The sequence below is a fragment of the Rhodococcus sp. RS1C4 genome (assembly GCF_002258225.1).
Classification (GTDB): domain Bacteria; phylum Actinomycetota; class Actinomycetes; order Mycobacteriales; family Mycobacteriaceae; genus Rhodococcoides; species Rhodococcoides fascians_E.
Map to the genome: position 1 here is coordinate 19,044 of NZ_NOXZ01000047.1, position 18,253 is coordinate 37,296.

General features: G+C 64.8%; 14 protein-coding genes. 7 read left to right on the forward strand and 7 right to left on the reverse strand.

Annotation, left to right across the window (positions count from 1 at the left end; all coding sequences use genetic code 11):
• The first annotated feature begins 20 nt into the window (after window positions 1-20).
• On the forward strand, window positions 21-992 hold the full coding sequence (locus CH289_RS23660; RefSeq protein WP_019664067.1) for a sigma-70 family RNA polymerase sigma factor: 972 nt from the start codon (window positions 21-23) through the stop codon (window positions 990-992).
• 120 nt (window positions 993-1,112) lie between these two features.
• Here CH289_RS23660 and CH289_RS23665 read toward each other — a convergent pair whose 3' ends face one another.
• Window positions 1,113-3,791, reverse strand: coding sequence for a bifunctional acetate--CoA ligase family protein/GNAT family N-acetyltransferase (locus CH289_RS23665; RefSeq protein WP_020110191.1), 2,679 nt, complete (start codon window positions 3,789-3,791; stop codon window positions 1,113-1,115).
• On the reverse strand, window positions 3,784-5,055 hold the full coding sequence (locus CH289_RS23670) for an acetoin utilization protein AcuC (protein ID WP_026347599.1): 1,272 nt from the start codon (window positions 5,053-5,055) through the stop codon (window positions 3,784-3,786). The genes CH289_RS23665 and CH289_RS23670 overlap by 8 nt, the downstream gene beginning before the upstream one ends.
• Before the next feature lie 158 nt (window positions 5,056-5,213).
• Between CH289_RS23670 and CH289_RS23675 the strand changes: the two genes are divergently transcribed.
• Together CH289_RS23675 and galE are read left to right on the forward strand one after the other, a co-directional pair.
• Complete coding sequence (locus tag CH289_RS23675) at window positions 5,214-5,900, forward strand: metal-dependent transcriptional regulator (RefSeq protein WP_019664070.1); 687 nt, start codon at window positions 5,214-5,216, stop codon at window positions 5,898-5,900.
• 14 nt (window positions 5,901-5,914) lie between these two features.
• On the forward strand, window positions 5,915-6,898 hold the full coding sequence (galE, locus tag CH289_RS23680) for a UDP-glucose 4-epimerase GalE (RefSeq protein WP_094728711.1): 984 nt from the start codon (window positions 5,915-5,917) through the stop codon (window positions 6,896-6,898).
• A gap of 27 nt (window positions 6,899-6,925) precedes the next feature.
• On the opposite strand, the gene CH289_RS23685 is transcribed toward galE, so the two are convergent.
• From CH289_RS23685 to CH289_RS23700, 4 genes are all read right to left on the reverse strand, one after another.
• Window positions 6,926-8,038, reverse strand: coding sequence for a DUF4192 domain-containing protein (locus tag CH289_RS23685; RefSeq protein ID WP_094728713.1), 1,113 nt, complete (start codon window positions 8,036-8,038; stop codon window positions 6,926-6,928).
• A gap of 148 nt (window positions 8,039-8,186) precedes the next feature.
• Window positions 8,187-8,831: a DUF5642 family protein gene (locus tag CH289_RS23690; protein ID WP_033189647.1), complete on the reverse strand. Its 645-nt coding sequence runs from the start codon at window positions 8,829-8,831 to the stop codon at window positions 8,187-8,189.
• 216 nt (window positions 8,832-9,047) lie between these two features.
• Window positions 9,048-9,674, reverse strand: a complete 627-nt coding sequence (locus tag CH289_RS23695) for an MBL fold metallo-hydrolase (protein ID WP_019664074.1) — start codon at window positions 9,672-9,674, stop codon at window positions 9,048-9,050.
• Window positions 9,671-10,756, reverse strand: a complete 1,086-nt coding sequence (locus tag CH289_RS23700; protein ID WP_026347600.1) for an S-(hydroxymethyl)mycothiol dehydrogenase — start codon at window positions 10,754-10,756, stop codon at window positions 9,671-9,673. The genes CH289_RS23695 and CH289_RS23700 overlap by 4 nt, the downstream gene beginning before the upstream one ends.
• A gap of 154 nt (window positions 10,757-10,910) precedes the next feature.
• On the opposite strand from CH289_RS23700, the gene sthA reads away from it, so the two are divergent.
• The 4 genes from sthA to CH289_RS23720 all read left to right on the forward strand — a co-directional run bounded on the left by sthA (window position 10,911) and on the right by CH289_RS23720 (window position 17,316).
• A complete protein-coding gene (gene sthA, locus CH289_RS23705) occupies window positions 10,911-12,326 on the forward strand; it encodes a Si-specific NAD(P)(+) transhydrogenase (RefSeq protein ID WP_019664076.1) in 1,416 nt (471 codons plus the stop codon).
• Window positions 12,327-12,512: 186 nt separating this feature from the next.
• Entirely contained in the window at window positions 12,513-13,490 is a 978-nt protein-coding gene (locus CH289_RS23710; RefSeq protein ID WP_019664077.1) for a proteasome assembly chaperone family protein, read from the forward strand.
• A gap of 217 nt (window positions 13,491-13,707) precedes the next feature.
• The gene (locus CH289_RS23715; RefSeq protein ID WP_019664078.1) at window positions 13,708-14,745 is read left to right on the forward strand and encodes an alpha/beta fold hydrolase; all 1,038 of its coding nucleotides are present in this window, start codon (window positions 13,708-13,710) and stop codon (window positions 14,743-14,745) included.
• Window positions 14,746-14,805: 60 nt separating this feature from the next.
• A complete protein-coding gene (locus CH289_RS23720; protein WP_094728715.1) occupies window positions 14,806-17,316 on the forward strand; it encodes a DEAD/DEAH box helicase in 2,511 nt (836 codons plus the stop codon).
• Here CH289_RS23720 and CH289_RS23725 read toward each other — a convergent pair.
• Complete coding sequence (locus tag CH289_RS23725) at window positions 17,304-18,239, reverse strand: LysR substrate-binding domain-containing protein (RefSeq protein ID WP_019664080.1); 936 nt, start codon at window positions 18,237-18,239, stop codon at window positions 17,304-17,306. The genes CH289_RS23720 and CH289_RS23725 overlap by 13 nt on opposite strands.
• Between the last annotated feature and the right edge of the window lie 14 nt (window positions 18,240-18,253).

The window sequence follows — 18,253 nt, forward strand, 5'->3', positions numbered from 1 at the left end:
CACCGATCAGGAGGCAAGTCATGACCAGCCCCAGCACCACGACCCGCCCGCGCCCCAGCGATGCCGACCTCGACGCCCAGAGCCCGGCCGCAGATTTGGTCCGCGTCTACCTCAACGGAATTGGCCGCACAGCTCTGCTGACCGCGGATGAGGAAGTGGATCTCGCCAAGCGGATCGAGGCGGGGTTGTACGCGAAGAACGTGCTGGAGAACACCAAGCGGTTGACCGCCGCCAAGAAGCGGAATCTCGCCATCATCGTGCGCGACGGAAGTGCAGCCCGTAGCCACCTTCTGGAGGCCAATCTCCGCCTGGTCGTGTCGCTCGCCAAGCGATACACCGGACGCGGTATGCCTCTGCTCGACCTCATCCAGGAAGGCAACCTGGGACTGATTCGAGCGATGGAGAAGTTCGACTATGCCAAGGGGTTCAAGTTCTCCACGTACGCCACGTGGTGGATCCGCCAGGCCATCACGCGCGGCATGGCTGATCAGAGCCGCACGATCCGGCTTCCTGTTCACCTGGTGGAGCAGGTGAACAAGCTGGCCCGGATCAAGCGCGAGCTGCATCAGCAGCTCGGCCGCGAGGCTACCGACGAGGAACTGTCGAACGAGTCCGGAATTCCCGCGGAGAAGATCGCAGACCTTCTCGATCACAGCCGTGACCCGGTCAGCCTGGACATGCCGGTCGGTACCGACGAGGAGGCGCCACTCGGCGACTTCATCGAAGATTCCGAGGCCACGTCGGCCGAGAACGCTGTCATCGCCGGGCTCCTTCACACCGACGTGCGGACTGTGCTGGGAACGCTCGACGAACGCGAGCAGCAGGTCATTCGGCTTCGCTACGGCCTCGACGACGGTCAGCCGCGCACTCTCGACCAGATCGGTAAGCTTTTCGGTCTCTCGCGGGAGCGTGTTCGCCAGATCGAGCGTGAGGTCATGGTGAAACTGCGTCAAGGAGACCGTGCCGAGAAGCTGCGCTCCTACGCGAGCTGATCTCCAGCCCCAAGTCAGGTGGTGCAGCGGTGAGTCGCCCCGCTGACTCACCCAAAGCAGTGGCCGCTCCGAATGCTCGTGCATTCGGAGCGGCTACTGCTTGTGTTCACCTCGCGGTGTTCACCGCAGGCGACGCGGGCCCAGATCTGCTCGGGTGGGTTCGGGTCCGACGCGCAGTCGTGTGTCGATGATCTCCGCCCCGCGCGCCGACGCCAGGACCGGCTCGCAGACGAGTTCCCGCAGTTCGGGGATGTCGTCGGCCATTGCCGAGACCCGCTGAACGAGGTCGACGAGCGCGCTCTTGTTCACGGGGACCGCATTTCTGTAACCGGACAGCAGGGGCGCGGCTTTGGGCGCGTCGATCAGTTGTACGGCTTCGTCCTCGGTCAGTGGGAGCACGCGATACGCACGGTCTCCCAGCAGGTCCGAGATGACGCCGGCCAGCCCGAAGGAGATGAGCGACCCGAAGCTGGGGTCGTCCTGAACCTGCACCACGCAGCCGATTCCCTTGGGCGCCATACGCTGCACCTGCAGGAGTGGTTCGCCCGTCTCGTGCGCGAGGGTGTGGTACGCGATACGCACCGCGTCCGCGCCGGCAAGATCGAGACGAACTCCGCTGAGGTCCGGCCGGTGCTTCCACAGTTCCCCGGTTGCCTTGACGGCCACGGGATAGCCGAGTTCTTCCGCTGCGGCGACCGCCTCGGCCTCGTCGGTGACGGATCGGAAATCCACGACCTCGATTCCGTAGCAGGACAGCAGTTCTGCAGATTCGAAATCCGACAGCCATCGATCCTTGTCGGCGGACATCCAGCCACGGACCAACGCCGAGGCGCGTTCGGAGTCGATGCCGTTCGGTCGGATCGGCGTGGACGCCGGCCTACTTCTCCACGCACTGTAGCGCCACGCCTTCGCGAGTGCTGTCACGGCACGCTCCGGGCTGGAGTACGACGGAACCGATCCCCGCACGGGTTGCCCCTGCTCTCCTCGGACCGCCAGCACGTCGGGAATACCTTCGGTTGCAAGGAAAGTCGTCAGGACAGGCTTGTCTGCGCCGCGGACGGCGTCGCCCAGCGCTTCGGCGAAGGGCTCGACGGTCACTGCGACCGGAGGCACGAAGACCACGATCACCGAGTCGACGTCTCCCGCCTGCAGCGCGCCGGACACAGCCGCCGCGAACTCCTGTGGGCCCGCTTGAGGTCCGACATCGATGGGCGCTCCCGCGTGCAGTCCTTCGGCTCGTGCAGCATCGACGGCGAGGACACCGAGTGCGGTGGAGTTGCCGACGACCGCAACACGTGGCCCGGTGGGCAGAGGCTGGAAACCGAACAGGATTGCGCAGTCGAACAGCTGCGCAATGGTGTCGACCTGTATGACGCCTGCCTGTTCGAACAGCGCTTTCACGATCGAATCGTCGATGTCGGGGCCGGTGGCGAGTGCCGGGGGGATCGCGCCGCGCCCGCTCTTGACGGCGACGATGGGCTTGGACCGCGCCACCCGCCGCGCGATTCGGGTGAATTTCCTTGGATTACCGAAGCTTTCGAGATACAGCAGAACGACTTCCGTCGCTGGATCGGAATCCCAGTACTGGAGTAGATCGTTACCGGAGACGTCGGCACGGTTTCCTGCCGAGACGAAGGTGGAGAACCCCAGACTGCGTTTCGTCGCCTGATCCAGAATTGCGATTCCGAGTGCGCCCGATTGGCAGAAGAACCCCACGTGACCCGGCATGGGAAGCGACGGTGCGAGCGTCGCGTTCAGCGCGAATTCGGGGTCGGTGTTGGCGACACCGAGAGCGTTCGGTCCGACCAGCCGCATGCCGTGGGCCCGCGCGGAGCGCACGAGCCGACGTTCGTTCTCCTGCCCTTCCGGACCGGACTCTCCGAATCCGGCGGATACGACCACGAGCGCCTTCACGCCCTTGTCGAGACAGTCGTCGAGCACCTCGTCGATCGAATCCGCAGGCACCGCCGCGATCGCCAGGTCCACCGAATCCGGAATGTCGTGGACCGTCGGGTAGGCCCGAACTCCACGAACCGATCGGTGGTCGGCGTTGACCGGGTAGACCGGCCCGGTGAAGCCGCCGGCGAGCAGGTTCGCGAGCACCGCGTTGCCGACTTTCGAACTGTCGGTCGACGCGCCGATCACGGCAACGGACGTCGGGCTCAGCACGTTTCTCACACTGCGCGCTTCGGCTGCTCGCTCGCGTGAATTTCGCACGGAGAGAAGAGCTTCACTGGGGTCGATCGCGAACTCGAGCCGCAGAACGCCGCCTTCGAAGCTGCGTGAGACCTGGTACCCGGCCTCACGGAACACCGTGACCATGTTTCGATTCTCGGCGAGAACCTCGGCGACGAACATCGTCACTCCGTTCTCGGCCGCCGCTCCGGCGAGATGCTCCAACAGAATCGGTCCGAGTCCGCGGCCCTGGTGGGAATCGGCGACGACGAAGGCGACCTCGGCGGAATTGCCGTCACCTTCGGGCAGACGCTCGTAGCGACCGACGGCGATGATGTCGTCACCGAGAATCGCCACGAACGCGACTCGGGCGTGATGATCGACCGTCGTGAAGTTGAGAACGTCTCGCTGCGGCATCGTCGGGTAGGGGCCGAAGTAACGCAGGTAGCGCGTGCGTTCGGAGAGGCGCCCATGGAAGGCGACGAGAGCATCCGCGTCCGACGGGACGATCGGCCTCAGGTGGACCACTCCCCCGTCGGATGCCAACACGTCGGCGACCCAGTGCTTGGGAAAGGATGTCTCGGCACGTTCTCGTTCGCGCTCTTTGGCGGTGGGTTCAGTCACGAGGGTCCTCCGGGTCGAGGCCGAGCAGGGGAAAGCTTGCTCGCCGGGTGGCGATGATCGCCGAGTCGACACGCTCGAGCGCACGATCGGCGGCCTCGACGCTCCCCGCCACGGCGCCGCCCGGGCCGTCCCACGGTGGATAGTCGATGTCGCCACCGTCTCCCATCACCTGCGGTAGATCGACACTCGGAGCGATGGCGCGCACACGGTCACGCCACTGCTCGGGCAGAGCGAGGCCGGGGTCGATGCTTCGGCCCAGAGCGGCAGCGATCAGATGCGTCCATGCACGGGGCACGACGCGCACGAGACCGTAACCACCTCCGCCGACCGCGAGCCACCGTCCCTCGGAGTACCTGTCCGCGAGGTCACGCATGGCGAGGAATGCCGCATTCTGACCGTCGACGGTCAACGCCAGGTCGGCCAACGGGTCCTCCCGGTGGCTGTCCACACCGCACTGGCTGACGATGATCTGCGGGCGGAACGCCGAGATGGCCCCCGGCACGATCGCATGAAACGCGCGCAGCCACAACCGGTCTCCGGTTCCAGGCAACAGCGGAATGTTGATCGCGGTCCCTTCGGCCGGTCCCGAGCCGACTTCGCTCGACCATCCGGTGTTGGGCCACAGCGTCGCGGGATGTTGATGAAGAGACACCGTCAGCACTCGGGGATCACCGAGGAACGCCTGTTGCACACCGTCACCGTGGTGGGCGTCGACGTCGATGTAGGCGATACGGTCGAAACCGTTGTCGAGCAACCACGAAATGGCGACCGCAGCGTCGTTGTAGACGCAGAATCCGGACGCCCAGTCGGCCATGGCGTGGTGCATGCCGCCGCCGATGCTCACGGCCCGCCGTGCCCGTCCGGCCGCGATTTCCCGTGCCGCGGTCAGTGAACCACCGGTGAGCATCGCGGATGCTTCGTGCATCTTCTCGAACACCGGGTTGTCGTCCGATCCCAGTCCGTGTTCCACGTGATCCGGGTCCACCAACGCCGTACCCTTCTCCGGCGCACGTTTGACCGCCTCGATGTAGGCGGGTGTGTGAATTCGGAGCAGCTCCTCGTCCGGAGCCGCAGTGGGTTCGACGAGTTCTATTCCGTCCAGAACACCGATCTGTCGCGCGAGCTGCATCGTCAGATCCAGACGCGTGGGGTTCATCGGATGATCCGCACTCCACCGATAGGAGAGGTAATCCGCGCTCCAGACGACGATGTCGTCGCCTGCCACCGGAGTTCGTGGTGGCGATGCCGTCGCCTGATCTGCCATGAAACGCAACGCTACTTGTCCCGCCGGGACTGTGCGAGCGTCCCTCGGTGTTGTAGTCGGTTACCGGCGGGTACGAATTCGCGGCACGCGGGCACATGGCCTACGGCGCCACTATGCGCCGATCAACGGTAGAATCCGTTGCGACGAAGGGGTTGAGTGTGAAGGATCTGGTCGACACCACGGAGATGTACCTCCGGACGATTTACGACTTGGAAGAAGAGGGCGTCGTACCGCTGCGGGCACGTATCGCCGAACGCCTCGAACAGAGCGGTCCCACCGTCAGCCAGACCGTCGCTCGAATGGAGCGAGACGGGCTGCTTTCGGTCGCGGGTGACCGCCACCTGGAACTGACGGAGAAGGGCCGCAGCCTTGCCGTCGCAGTGATGCGCAAGCATCGGCTCGCCGAGCGGCTGCTCGTCGATGTGATCGGTCTGCGCTGGGAAGACGTCCATGCCGAGGCGTGCCGCTGGGAGCACGTCATGAGCGAGGAAGTCGAGCGTCGGCTCGTGGCCGTGCTGAACAACCCGACGACCTCGCCCTACGGGAATCCGATCCCCGGCTTGGCCGAACTCGGGCTCGGTCAGCCGGCTGCCGCGCCGGAGGACCTGATCAGGTTGACCGATCTGCCCCACGGGAACGCAACGGCCGTGGTCGTCCGTCGCCTCGCGGAGCACGTCCAGTCCGACCCCGAGGTCATCGCGCAGCTGCGCGATGCAGGCGTCGTGCCCGACGCGCGTGTGACGGTGGAGGCCAAGCCCGGCACGGTGACGATCACGGTCCCGGGCCACGACGGCATCGATATTTCCGAGGAGATGGCTCACGCCGTCCAGGTGAAGCAGGTCTGAGCGGAGTCACGGACGTGAAGTTGTTGGTGACCGGTGGAGCCGGGTACGTGGGCAGCGTGTGCGCTGCCGTCCTGATCGAACGCGGCCACGAGGTCGTGGTGGTGGACAACTTGTCGACCGGCAATCGGGATGCGGTTCCGGCAGGCGCCGAGTTCGTCGAGGCGGACATCAAGGATGTCGCGTCGTCGATTCTCGGCGACGGCCGGTTCGACGGAGTTCTGCACTTCGCTGCGCAGTCTCTCGTCGGAGAGTCCGTGGTGGCGCCCGATCGGTACTGGTCGGGCAATGTGGTGACCACGCTCGCGTTGCTCGAGGCGATCCGGGAGTCGGGCACACCGAAGCTCGTCTTCTCGTCCACGGCCGCGACGTACGGTGAGCCGGAGCGAACTCCGATCACGGAGTCGATGCCTACCGCGCCCACCAATCCGTACGGCGCAACCAAACTGGCCATCGACCACGCCATCACGTCGTACTCGAACGCCTACGGCCTGGCCGCGACCAGCCTGCGGTACTTCAATGTCGCGGGCGCGTATACGGGTTTCGGCGAGAACCGAGTCGTGGAAACGCATTTGATTCCGCTGGTTCTGCAGACCGCCCTCGGTCAGCGGGCCAAGATCTCGGTGTTCGGAACGGATTGGCCGACTGCCGACGGCACCGCGGTGCGTGACTACATCCACGTGCTCGATCTTGCCGATGCCCACATCCTCGCACTCGAGTCGGCAACGCCGGGATCGCACACGATCTTCAATCTTGGCAGCGGTCAAGGTTTTTCGGTACGCGAGGTCATCGACGCCTGCGAGCGCGTCACCGGACTGCCCATTGCGGTGGAGAACGCGCCGCGCCGGGCAGGTGATCCGGCGGTTCTCATCGCTTCGAGCGAACGCGCCACCACCGAACTCGGGTGGTCGCCGCAAAGGACCGACCTCGATGTCATCGTCGCCGATGCGTGGAACTTCCTCCAGAAGTTGGGCGATCGAGCGCATTCGGCACGGCCGTAACATCCGGTAGGGGCATTTCGGTACAGGTCAGTCCACCGGCGGCGGGAGCGCGACTCCGCACAGCTCGGCCACTGCATATCCGCTGAGCGCCACCTCCCGGATCATCGAGGGCCGCGCGCCTGCGGCGAGCGAGCGGCTCAGCAGGTGAGCGAGCGAGTAGTTCTCGTCCGCCTGGTGGGCGATGTCGAGCGCAACGGACGCCAGCGCGCCTTCGCCCCGCGTATAGGCACTGAACGCCAACAGCGTTGCCGGGCATGCCCGTTCCGGCGCGGGCAACGTGCGCATCAGCAGAGTCCACAACTGTTCGGCCAGCCCGGCGACACCGGAGAGCGCCAGTGCGAGGACGCTGTCGCGCACCATGACGTGCTGGACCGCCGCTCCGAACTCCGCGATCCGGTCCGGCGGCAGAGTGACCACGGCAGGGTTGTCGGGAGAGTACCCCGACCATTCCTCCAATTGTTCGACGATCGAGTGGAGACGTCCGCGGTCGCTGCCGACGTCGACGACAGCGCCCGACGCCAGTGTCCGTGCGACTGTCCGCGACAGCGGATCGTCCACCGGTCGAACGGTTCTTGCCAGCATGGTGCGGGATTCGTGTACTCCGCGACCCTGGAGCATGTACGCCAGTGCAACGGGCGATGTTCTGGGGTCGGTGAGGTACCCGTATTCCATGACGCCGATCGCGGACCTCCACCGGCTCCCCCGGGTCACCTCTGCGATCAGGTACACCTCGGTGAGTTCGACCCCCCGAACTCGCAGCTGGTCGGACAATCGATGTGCGAGGCCCCTGAACCGTCCGTCCACGGTGACACCGCGATCGTCGACGATGACTGCCAGTGCGGCCCTGACCTGATACTGGGCACACATCTCAGCGAAGTGCTCGATAACGCTCTGCATGTCCTCGGTCACACCCGACTCGAAAAGCGACTGCCCTTCGGAACGGTCCGGCAGGGTCAGGTCGTGGCGCATCACGGTCTGGACTTCCAGGGTCGACCCGGCAAGAACGTCGAGGCACATCAACACCAGCGAACGCTCGGGCGTGAATCCAAGGAAGGCCGGGATCGCGGCGATGAGTTCACCCGGCCCGACGATGCGCTCGGGTATCGGCGGGTGTCGGTGGGTTCCGGAGTCGGTTGTCATGCTGCACAGCGTGCCCGGGCCGAACTCCGAGTCTCGGTTCCGACCTGGGGCGGAAGACAGCCTGTGGATGACGGGCACCCTGTGGACAACCACCTGCGTCGACGGCCGATCCGAGAAGGGACGGCACGGGTGACGTCGGTGGGATGTGCTAGCCGGCCTTGACCTTCTGCACCGCTGCGGTGAAGACCTCGTCCAACGTCGCGCCGTCGGTCGCGCCCTGCTCGAAGGACATGTAGGTCGCTGCGATCCTGACGTCCCCGACCTGGGCGAGCAACGTCAACATCGACTGTGTCACCGTGTCCGAACCCGTTCCCGACGACACTGTCTGGCGGACAGCGAGGGTGTCGTCGGCGTCGATCGGCGGGGCTGGCACGACCGTCGAGCGGATGGTGGACGTTGCACCGGATTTCGTTGCCTGGACCTCGGCGCATTCGGCAAGTTGCGATTCCCGTACCGACAACGGCTCGTCGGTTGCGGTCAGTTCCACCGAGATCGTGGCGCGATCGGTGTTGTCGGTGCCGACGATCAGGGCTGCTTCGCCCGGTCGGACTTCCTTCGGTTTGCAACCGGCCGGACTCACCTCGGCGCCGGCGGGGATTCCCGTCAGGTCCGGTGATGCCTGCGCAATCGCCTGTGGCGGAAGGACGATGGCCTCGTACGGGGCGGGGAACACCGACGGATCGACCAACAGCGCGTTCAGGTCCGTGGCCTCGGCCGATACCGACGGTGACCCGCTGGTGCCGGCCGGCTCGGGGGTACCGGACACGTCGGACCCGCACGCAGCCAGCGTCACGGCGGCGCAGATGCCGATCCCGAGAAGAGTCGGTCGATGTCCTGCGTTACGACGCACCACGGGAAGAGCCTCCAGACTTTGGCCACGGAAAGTACCGGAAATCTCGCCGGTTCACCTCAGGCAAGACGTCCGGATCCACCCTCTCATTCGGAGGGTGGAACCGGACGTAAGGCACGCCCGTGTCCGCCGAGATACCCGGGAGAACACGGCGGCGGCTCAGCTTCCGCGTTTGATCCATTCCTCGAGGTGCGGGGACTCGTCGCCGATGCTCGTTCCGTCACCGTGTCCGGTGTTCACACGGGTGTCGGCGGGCAGCGCGAACAACCGATCCCGGATCGAGCCGATGATGGTCGGGAAATCGGAGTACGACCGTCCGGTGGCACCGGGCCCGCCGGAGAACAGGGTGTCCCCGGAGAACAACTGACGTGCCTCGGGCACGTGGAGGCACGTCGAGCCCGGCGAGTGTCCCGGTGTGTGCAGCGCCAGGATCTCCGTACCTGCCACGGAGATTCGCTGACCGTCCTCGAGCGTGGAGTGCGCGAGTCCGGGATGGGTCTGCTCCCACAACACGTCGTCGGCCGGGTTGAGCAGGATCGGCGCGTCGAGCTCGCGGGAGAGCTCCGGCGCCACGGTGACGTGATCGTTGTGGCCGTGTGTGCACACGATCGCCTTCACCGTCCGGCCGGCCACGGCCTCGATGATCGGGCGAGCGTCGTGAGCCGCATCGACGATCACCACTTCGCTGTCGTCGCCGATCAGCCAGATGTTGTTGTCGACATCCCATTCACCTCCGTCGAGAGCGAAGGTTCCCGAGGTCACCACCTTGTCGATACGCAGGCTCACAGTTCGACCACCGATCGCAGGACGGTGCCCTTGTGCATCTTCTCGAACGCAGCCTCGATGTCCTCGATCCCGATCCGTTCGGTCACGAACTTCTCCAGCGGCAACCGACCCTGCTCGTACAGATCCACCAACAACGGAAAATCCCTCTCCGGCAGACAATCGCCGTACCACGACGACTTGAGCGACCCACCACGGGAGAAGAAATCGATCAACGGCATCTCCAGCGTCATCTCCGGCGTCGGAACCCCCACCAACACCACCGTCCCCGCCAGATCACGCGCATAGAACGCCTGCCTCCACGTCTCCGGACGACCCACCGCATCGATCACCACATCCGCACCGAACCCACCGGTGAGCTCCTGCACCGCCGACGTCGCATCGACCGCCGACGCATCGACGGTGTGCGTGGCACCGAGATCCTTCGCCCACTCGAGCTTTCCCTTGTCCCGATCGACAGCGATGATCGTCGTCGCCCCCGCCAACTTCGCACCCGCGATCGCCGCATCACCGACACCACCACACCCGATGACCGCCACCGAATCACCACGCGAGACGTTGCCGGTGTTCATCGCCGCACCGAGCCCGGCCATCACACCGCACCCGAGCAACCCCACCACCGCAGGATCGGACTCCGGATTCACCTTCGTGCACTGCCCTTCGTGCACCAACGTCTTGTCCGCGAACGCACCGATACCCAACGCCGGCGAAAGCTCCGTGCCATCGGCCAGGGTCATTTTCTTCGACGCATTGTGCGTATCGAAGCAGTACCAGGGCTTGCCCTTCTTGCAGGCCCGGCATTCACCACACACCGCACGCCAGTTCAACACCACGAAATCCCCGACCTCCACGTGGGTGACCGCGTCCCCGATCGTCTCGACGGTGCCTGCAGCCTCGTGGCCGAGCAGAAACGGGAACTCGTCGTTGATCCCGCCCTCGCGGTAATGCAGATCGGTATGACACACCCCGCACGCGGCGATCCTCACCACGACATCGTTGGGCCCGGGATCAGGAATGGTGACCTGCTCGATCGAGACCGGCTCACCCTTCGCCTTCGCGACCACGGCACGCACTGTTTGCGGCATTGCTTCCTCCACACTCGGGTTGACATGTCCTGACATCACACTTCCACAACCCATGCAGGAGTAGCGACATTCGTACATGCCGAACTGTTCGGTGTTCACGTGCTTGTGACCGGAGCGGCATCCGAACTTCGCGCACGCGGAGTATTCATGATCCATGTCTGCATCGATGGAATACGACCTCGTGGTGATCGGCTCGGGACCCGGTGGGCAGAAGGCCGCCATCGCGGCGGCAAAGCTCGGTAAACGGGTTGCCATGGTGGAGAAGGGAAAGATGCTCGGCGGTGTCTGTGTGAACACCGGGACCATCCCGTCGAAAACTCTGCGCGAGGCCGTTCTGTACCTCACCGGAATGAATCAGAGAGAGCTGTACGGTGCCAGCTACCGTGTCAAGGCGAACATCACTCCGGCGGATCTGCTTGCTCGCACGGCCCACGTGATCGGCAAGGAGATCGAGGTCGTCCGCTCGCAGCTGCTGCGGAACCGAATCGAACTGATCACCGGCACGGGTCGCTTCCTGGATGCCCACACCGTCGACATCGACGACGACCAACGTGGCGAGCGGATCACCGTCAAGGCGAAGAATGTCGTGATCGCCACGGGCACCGCCCCGGCGCGTCCCGCGGACATCGAGTTCGACGACTACCGAGTCCTCGATTCCGACGGAATTCTGAACCTCGAGTTCATACCCGCTTCGATGGTCGTGGTCGGTGCGGGTGTCATCGGTATCGAATATGCGTCGATGTTCGCGGCACTCGGCACGAAGGTGACCGTCGTCGAGAAACGAGACACCATGCTGGACTTCTGCGACCGCGAGATCGTGGAATCGCTGCAGTTCCATCTGCGTGATCTGGCGGTGACGTTCCGTTTCGGTGAAGCAGTCACGGCAGTGGACGTCGGACCGTCCGGCACGGTGACCACACTGGCCAGCGGAAAACGCATACCGGCCGAGGCCGTCATGTACTCGGCGGGACGCCAGGGTTTGACCGATGCACTGTCACTGGAGAACGCGGGACTCGAAGCCGACGCGCGGGGCCGCATCTTCGTCGACGACAACTTTCAGACGAAGGTCGATCACATCTATGCGGTCGGGGACGTCATCGGGTTTCCTGCATTGGCCGCTACATCGATGGATCAGGGACGACTGGCCGCGTACCACGCGTTCGGTGAACCGAGCAAAGGGCTGATGGACCTACAGCCGATCGGAATCTACTCGATTCCCGAAGTCTCCTACGTAGGCGCCACGGAGGTGGAGCTGACGAAGAACTCCGTCCCGTACGAGGTAGGTGTCTCGCGCTATCGGGAGCTGGCGCGAGGCCAGATAGCCGGCGACTCCTACGGCATGCTCAAGCTGCTCGTGTCGACGGAGGACAGGTCGCTGCTGGGGGTGCACATCTTCGGTTCGGGAGCCACCGACCTGATCCACATCGGCCAAGCAGTCATGGGGTGCGGTGGCTCCGTCGATTACCTGGTCGACGCCGTGTTCAACTACCCCACCTTGTCGGAGGCGTACAAGGTCGCGGCCCTGGACGTCACCAACAAGATCCGCGCGCTCGAGAGTTTCGGGGGCTGACCGAAGTCTCATCCAGCGGTCACAGGGAATGAACGACACGACGGGAGGTGTTCATTTGGGGAGTGGGTGTCGTGAAAGCGACTTCCGGTGCTACCGCCCGAACCGCCCGAGTATCCTGTCTCGAAGTCGGTTTCGGCGTCCTCCTCGCGCACCGGGCCTCGAACGAACTAGCGAAAGGGGTCCGGCATGGACGAGAAGTCGAGTATGTACGAGCTGGAGTTTCCGGCTCCACAGATCTCTTCCAGCGACGGAGTGGGGCCGATCCTGGTCCACGGTCTCGAAGGATTCTCCGACGCCGGTCATGCGGTGAAGTTGGCGACGAAGCATCTGCGGGAGACGCTGGAAACGGAGTTGGTCGCGTCTTTCGATGTGGACGAGCTGATCGATTATCGGTCGCGGCGCCCGACGATGTCCTTCAAGTCCGATCACTTCTCGGATTACGACGCTCCCGAGCTCAATCTGTACGCCGTCAAGGACAACACCGGCACGCCGTTCCTTTTGTTGTCCGGGATGGAGCCGGATCTGCGGTGGGAGAAGTTCACCACTGCGGTACGCCTTCTTGCCGAGCAACTCGGGGTCCGTCGCACCATCGGTCTCGGTTCGATCCCGATGGCGATCCCGCACACCCGCCCGCTCGGTGTGACGGCCCATTCGTCCAACAAGGATTTGGTTCCCGAGGATCAGAGCTGGTCCGGTGAGCTGCAGGTTCCCGGTAGCGCCTCCTCGCTGCTCGAACTACGGATGGCCCAGCACGGTCACGAGTCCATGGGCTTCTCCGTTCACGTTCCGCACTACCTCGCGCAGACGGATTACCCGGCGGCCGCGGAGACCTTGCTCGAGAACGTCAGCACCGCCGGCGAGCTCGACCTCCCCCTCGTCGCGCTGGGGCAGGCTGCGGCTCGCGTCAAGGAACAGGTCGACGAGCACATCACCGGCAACGAGGAAGTCCAGTCGGTCGTCCACGCGCTCGAGCGTCAGTACGACACGTACGTCGCAGCCCAGGAGCAGCAGTCGACGTTGTTGGCGAAGGATCAGGACCTTCCGAGCGGTGACGAACTGGGTGCGGAATTCGAGAAGTTCCTCGCCGAGCAGACCGGTTTCGGCACCGAGTCCGGCTCCCCGACCGACGCGGACTCCTCGGACGAGGGCCACGACAACCCCTGACCGGTTGTCGGTGATCAATTCTTCATGGGCGGTGTCGGGTGTGATGTTTCACGCCTGACGCCGCCCTTTTCGGTGTAACGAACAGCCCCCGACAAGCCGAAACATACCTGTAACTGTAAATCCGCTCGATATCTCGCCGATGCCGCGAACTCGTGCGAGAGTCTTAAGCGACATCCCTGCCCCGGCAGGACGGAGTTCGTCGGACGAAGGAGGCGAGATGAGCAATCCGCGCACACGCAAGCTGCGTCCGGTGCCGGACACTGCACCGCGGCTCGCCTTCCGCACCGTGCACGGATACAGGCGCGCCTACCGGATCGCGGGCGAGGGCCCGGTGCTGTTGCTCATTCACGGCATCGGCGACAACTCCGAGACGTGGAACGACGTCATCCCCCACCTCGCTCAGAATTACACCGTCATCGCACCCGATCTGCTCGGGCACGGTCGATCGGACAAACCGCGCGCGGACTATTCGGTCGCCGCGTACGCCAACGGAATGCGGGATCTCCTGTCGGTGCTCGGCATCGAGCACGTGACGGTGGTCGGGCATTCGCTCGGCGGCGGCGTCGCTATGCAGTTCTCGTACCAGTTCCCTCACATGGTCGACCGTCTCGTCCTGGTGGCGTCCGGGGGCGTGACGAAGGACGTGCATCCGATCCTGAGGATCGCGTCGCTCCCCCTCGTCAGCGAGGCCGTGAAGCTGTTGCGCATCCCCGGTGCGTTGTCGCTGGTGAAGCTCGCGGGGTCGGTCGTGGGCCGAGTCAACGGATCACCGCTTCGACCGGGCGGGCTGCTGCACGACACACCGGACCTCGTCCGTGTACTGAGCGGACTCCCGGATCCGACTGCGTCCGAGGCGTATCTACGCACCCTTCGCGCTGTCGTCGACTGGCGAGGACAGGTGGTGACGATGCTCGATCGTTGCTATCTCACCGAGAACCTGCCTGTCCTCCTGGTCTGGGGCGACGAGGATTCGGTGATTCCGATCAGCCACGCGCGCCTCGCTCACGCAGCGATGCCCGGGTCGAAGCTCGAAGTGTTCCGCAGATCCGGTCACTTCCCGTTTCGGGACGACCCCATTCGATTTCTCCGCGTCCTCGAAGCGTTCTTCGAGGAGACGACGACGCTCGAGTTCGACGAGGCGCGGTGGCGACACCTTCTCGCGACCGGGGTCGGAGAGGACATGATTTCCGGCAGTGCGAGTACGCGTCTGGCCGTGCTCGGCGCGATGGGCTCGGACGAGCGCAGCGCCACGTGACGGCCGGGCTCGAAGGACTCCGGTGACATCGACGTCCCCGTCGACCCATAACCTGTAGGGGTGCTCCTCTTCGATCTCGTCCCCGATCCCACCACCGACGAGGCGCAGGATCCGGACACCCTGTTCGACATCTTTCAGGAGTGGACGGCCGAGCGCGGCCTGGCGCTGTACCCGGCGCAGGAAGAGGCGCTGATCGAGCTGGTGTCGGGATCCAACGTCATCCTGGCCACGCCTACCGGATCGGGCAAGTCCATGGTCGCCGTCGGTGCTCACTTCGCGGCCGTGGCAGCAGGGCGGCGAACGTTCTACACCGCTCCCATCAAAGCTCTCGTCAGTGAGAAATTCTTTGCGCTCTGCGACATCTTCGGAGCTCAGAACGTCGGGATGATGACAGGTGACGCTTCGGTCAACGCGGGAGCGCCCATCATCTGCGCCACCGCGGAGATCGTCGCGAACCTGGCGCTGCGCCAGGGCGCGGACTCGGACATCGGGCAGGTCGTCATGGACGAGTTCCACTACTACTCCGAGCCGGATCGCGGTTGGGCCTGGCAGGTCCCCCTGATCGAACTCCCGAACGCACAGTTTCTTCTGATGTCCGCCACCCTCGGTGACGTCTCGTTCTTCCGGGACGATCTGACGAGGCGCACCGGCCGTGTCACCACGGTGGTGTCCGGGACGGAACGACCGGTGCCCCTGATGTTCTCGTACGTCACCACACCGATCAGCGAGACCATCGCGGAACTCGTCGAGACACACCTCGCCCCGGTGTACGTCGTCCACTTCACACAAGCAGCTGCTCTCGAACGCGCTCAGGCTCTGACGTCCGTCAACGTCGCGTCCAAGCAGGAGAAGGCCCAGATCGCCGATGCGATCGGCCAGTTCCGCTTCACGACGGGATTCGGCAAGACGCTGTCTCGGCTGGTCCGCCACGGCATCGGGGTCCACCACGCAGGGATGCTCCCCAAGTATCGACGACTCGTGGAGAAACTCGCTCAGGACGGCCTGCTCAAGGTCATCTGCGGGACCGACACTCTCGGCGTCGGCATCAACGTCCCGATCAGAACGGTGCTGTTCACCGGGCTGACCAAGTACGACGGAATGCGCACCCGCCAACTCCGCGCCCGCGAGTTTCATCAGATCGCAGGCCGCGCGGGCCGCGCGGGATACGACACCCTCGGTACCGTCGTCGTCGAGGCGCCGGAACACGACATCGAGAACGCACGTCTGGTCGCCAAAGCCGGTGACGACCCCAAGAAGCTCAAGCGCGTTCAACGCAAGAAGGCACCGGACGGGTTCGTGTCCTGGGGCGAGCCGACGTTCGAGCGAATCGTCGCGGCAAGCCCCGAACCGCTGACGTCCCGATTCTCGGTGAACAACTCCATGCTTCTCAATGTCATTGCTCGGCCCGGCAATTGCTTCACCGCGATGCGCCATCTGCTCGAGGACAGTCACGAGACTCGCCCCGCCCAACGCAAACACATCCTTCGGGCGATCACCCTCTACCGGGGGCTCGTTGCCGCCGGGATCGTCGAGCAATCGGCCGAACCGGATGCCGACGGGAAGTACGCCCGCTTGACGATGGATTTGCAACCGGACTTCGCGCTCAATCAGCCGCTGTCTCCGTTCGCGCTGGCGTCGTTCGAACTGCTCGACACGGAATCCGCAACACACGCCCTCGACGTCGTGTCGATCATCGAATCGACGTTGGACGACCCACGCCAGATCTTGATGGCTCAGCAGCACGCCGCACGCGGTGAGGCAGTAGCGCAGATGAAAGCCGACGGCATCGAGTACGACGAGCGGATGGAACTCCTCGAAGAGGTGACGTGGCCCAAGCCCTTGGCCGAGCTCCTCGTCCCCGCGTTCGAGATCTACCGGGGAGGCCACCCCTGGTTGAACGACGTTGCGTTGTCACCGAAATCCGTCGTCCGCGACATGATCGAACGGACCATGACGTTCGCGGAACTGATCAGTCACTACGGGCTCAGCCGCTCCGAGGGACTCGTTCTCCGCTACCTCGCCGATGCCTATCGGGCACTGCGCCAGACGGTTCCCCCCGAGGCCAGGACCGAGGAGGTGCAGGACATCACCGAATGGTTGGGCGAGCTGGTCCGTCAGGTCGACTCCAGCCTGCTCGACGAATGGGAGAACCTGACCGACCCCGGTGAGGAACCGGAGACCAGGCCGGAGGCGTACGGCGGGGATTCTCCGAAACCGATCACCGCCAACCCCAGGGCTTTTCGAGTCATGGTCCGCAACGCCGTCTTCAAGCGCATCGAACTCGCTGCCGGGCGCCGATGGAATGCTCTCGACGAGCTCGACGACGGCCCCGACTGGGAATTCGATCTGGAGCCGTACTTCGAGGAGTACGGCGAGATGGGCACCGGCCCGTCGGCGCGGGGCCCGGCCCTGTTCGATCTCGTCGTCGGCAAGGACGAGACGACGGTGCGACAGATCATCGAAGATCCCAACGGAGACCAGGGATGGTCGCTCGTCGGGACGATCGACCTCGAGGAATCGAATGCCGCGGGTGAGATCGTGTTCGACGAGATCGTGGTTCAGGCGGGCTGATTCGGGCCGGCTACCCGAGCACCGATGCGAGATATGAGGTCTGCGATCGCTCGATACTCGTCGCCGCGCGCACTCGAGGCTCGGTGGACCAGTCCCATGGTGCGACCGGGCTTGGGGTCCGCGAACTCTCCGATACCGAGTGCTCCCCTGCCCGTTTCCACGTGCACCGCCGAACGCGGGACGAGTGTCACGCCGAGACCGCCTGCGACGCACTGCACGACGGTGGCCAGAGACGTGGCTCTCGTGTCGCTCGACATCGGCGCGCTGTCGACGGATCGACACAGATCGAGTGTCTGATCGCGAAGGCAGTGCCCGTCGTCCAGGAGCAACATGGGCTGCCCCGCGAGTACGTTCAGCGCGAGCCCGGTTCGGCCCGCAAGGTCGTGGGCAGGCGGCACGACCAGGACGAAGTCCTCGGTGTACACAGGGATTTCGACCAGACCGTTCTCTTCGGTCGGCAAGGCGACGACGGCAGCCTCTATCGCACCGCTCCTCAGCGAGGCGAGCAGTCGTTCGGTCTGGTCCTCCACGATGAACGGCACGACATCCGGATACTCGGCGGCGATCGCCGGCAGCAGGGCAGGCAGAACGTACGGCGCGACGGTGGGAATGAGGCCCAACCTGAGCGGGCCCGCCAACGTGCTGCCCAAGCCGGACGCTTCGGTGACGAAGCCGTCGGCCGCTTCCAGAGTGGCGCGTGCCCGCCCCAGGAGCTGATTGCCTGCAGTGGTCACCAGAACCTTTCGCGTGCTGCGCTCGACCAGCTGGACGCCGAGTCCCTGCTCCAGCGATGCGAGCGCTTGCGAGAGCGTCGGCTGGCTGACCTTCAGCCGTGCGGCCGCGGTACCGAAATGACGGTGCTCGGCCACCGCCACGAATGCGCGCAACTGCGACAGCGTCGGCTGATAACTCTGATCGGACATACCGATCAGTCTAG

Excerpts from the sequence above, each read along its gene's own strand:
- CH289_RS23700 (WP_026347600.1), bottom strand. The coding sequence starts at position 10,756 with ATGCCGCAAACAGTGCGTGCCGTGGTCGCGAAGGCGAAGGGTGAGCCG.
- CH289_RS23715 (WP_019664078.1), top strand. The coding sequence starts at position 13,708 with ATGAGCAATCCGCGCACACGCAAGCTGCGTCCGGTGCCGGACACTGCA.
- CH289_RS23710 (WP_019664077.1), top strand. The coding sequence starts at position 12,513 with ATGGACGAGAAGTCGAGTATGTACGAGCTGGAGTTTCCGGCTCCACAG.
- CH289_RS23660 (WP_019664067.1), top strand. The coding sequence starts at position 21 with ATGACCAGCCCCAGCACCACGACCCGCCCGCGCCCCAGCGATGCCGAC.
- sthA (WP_019664076.1), top strand. The coding sequence starts at position 10,911 with ATGTCTGCATCGATGGAATACGACCTCGTGGTGATCGGCTCGGGACCC.
- CH289_RS23670 (WP_026347599.1), bottom strand. The coding sequence starts at position 5,055 with ATGGCAGATCAGGCGACGGCATCGCCACCACGAACTCCGGTGGCAGGC.
- CH289_RS23685 (WP_094728713.1), bottom strand. The coding sequence starts at position 8,038 with ATGACAACCGACTCCGGAACCCACCGACACCCGCCGATACCCGAGCGC.
- CH289_RS23725 (WP_019664080.1), bottom strand. The coding sequence starts at position 18,239 with ATGTCCGATCAGAGTTATCAGCCGACGCTGTCGCAGTTGCGCGCATTC.